1 pseudogene is annotated in these 1959 nt (G+C 77.7%); it reads left to right on the top strand.

The features are described from left to right. Positions 1-1957: pseudogene (locus MXD58_RS26545) on the top strand (pyruvate dehydrogenase); the annotation flags it as partial. Positions 1958-1959 lie beyond the last annotated feature (2 nt).

Genomic DNA, 1959 nt, shown 5'->3' with positions numbered 1-1959 from the left:
CGGCGGTCCCGCGCGGGCCGCGCGGATGTTCGAGGCCGCCGGCTGGCAGGTGCTCTGCGTGCGTTTCGGCCGCCAGCTCGCGGCCCTGCTGGAACGACCCGGCGGCCAGGCGCTGCGGATCCGCCTGGACCAGCTCACCCCGTCGCAGTACCGGGACCTGCTGCACGCCCGCGGCGCCGATCTGCGCCGCGGGCTCGCCGGGCCCGGCGCCACCGGTGTCGGCATCAGCCGGCTGTTGGACACCCTCAGCGACGAGGAGATCCTCGCCTGCCTGCGTGACCTCGGTGGCCACGACATCCCGCTGCTCATCGACGCGTTCGACGAGGTCGCCGCCGACCGCCCGACCGTCCTGTTCGCCTACGTCGATGACCGACTGCTCCCGCCGGACGATCCCGGCCACGACGACACGACCGCCGGCGGGCCGGTCGATGGCGGGCCGTCGCACGTCGCCGATCCCGGGGCGCCGTCCGGACAGGAACCGGACGTGGCCGCCGCTGTCGACCTGTCGCCCACCGCGGGCACGGTCACCGCGGGCACGGTCACCGCGGGCACGGTCGCGCGGCGGTCGGATCGGGCGGCGCTCGAACCGCTGCCGTGGAGCTCCGGGGCACGCCGACTCGCCCGCCATGTCGCCCGGTATCTGGACCGGGCGCCCGTCGCGGCACGGGATCCGGCGCTGGTCCCGCCGCGGGCGGGCCGCCCGTTCCCGGGCTGGATCTCCACTCAGGACGCGTTCGGCGCGCTGCTGCGTGACCTGCCCGGTCTCGCACCGCAGGCCGCCGCGGCGGTGGTCACGGTCAGCACCCGCGCGGCCGACCCGGTGCTGGCCGGCTGGCTCGCCGCCGCGGGCGGGTCATCGGATGAACCCGGCAGCGCCACGGAACCGGCCGCCCCGCGACCTCTGCCCCCCGCGGACGGCACTGCCGGTGCGGCCAGCATGGGCGCGAACGGCCACGGCGGCGCGAACGGCAACGGCGGCGCGAACGGCAACGGCGGCGCGAACGGCAACGATGGCGCGGCCGGCAACACCGGGGATTCCGGCACGACCGCGCACGGGCGGCCCCGTGGACGGCACGTCGCTGGTGGGCTGTCCGCGACGGCGTTCGGTGGGGTGCTCGGTTCCCTCGGGGTGGCGTGGAGCCGCCAGGGCCTGCCGCTGTTGCCGATCGGCGTGGCCGACGAGGCGTCCGCCGGGCAGGTGCTGCCGGGCTGGCTCGCCGCCTGCGAAGCGGACGCACGCAGCGTGCTCGCGGTGGCCGACACGGGGTTCGACCCGGCGGCCAGGGCGCTGGTCTGGAGTGGCGGCGAGGGTGTGCCCACCGCGGTCGCGACGACGTGGCAGCCGGCGTTCGCGGCCGACCTGTCCTGGTGTCTGCTCGCCGGCCTCGGCCGCCTCGCCCGTCTGGACGGTGCGGCCAGCCTGATCCGGCTCTCCGCCCGGCCGGTCGACCAGCGCCTCGCCGAGTTGCCCGCGGACCCGGGCGGGCTGCGCCGGCGCCGGGCACTGGTGCTCGCGGGCGGCTACCGGCTGCACGACGGCGGTCCGGGCGCCGTCGTCACCCTGGTCGGGGTGGGCCCGGTGCTGCCGGAGGTCCTCGACGCGGCGGCGCGGCTGCGGGCCGGGCTGCGCCGCGAGGTCAGCGTGGTGTGCGTGACCTCGCCGAACGCGGTGTTCCATGCCCTGCAGGCCCGGCGCGGACTGGCCGAGGGCTCGGACGCCCTGCTCGCCGAGCTGTTCCCGGCGCGGTGCCGCGGCCCGATCGTCACCGTCGTGGACGGCGACCCGCGGACGCTGAGCTTCCTCGCCGGCGTGCACGGCGATCCGATCTCCACCCTCGGGTCCGCCGCGCCGCCGCCCGGCACGGTCGGGCCCACGGGTGGCGGCGGCGCCCCCGTGCCCGTCGACACCATCGTCGGCACCGCGTTGGACCTCCTCGACGAGGCCGCCCAGCGCTGAGC

This window comes from Frankia sp. AgKG'84/4 (assembly GCF_023242965.2).
Lineage (GTDB): Bacteria > Actinomycetota > Actinomycetes > Frankiales > Frankiaceae > Frankia.
The sequence above is the reverse complement of the archived record's forward strand: the minus strand, read 5'-3'. Positions and strand labels throughout refer to the sequence as shown.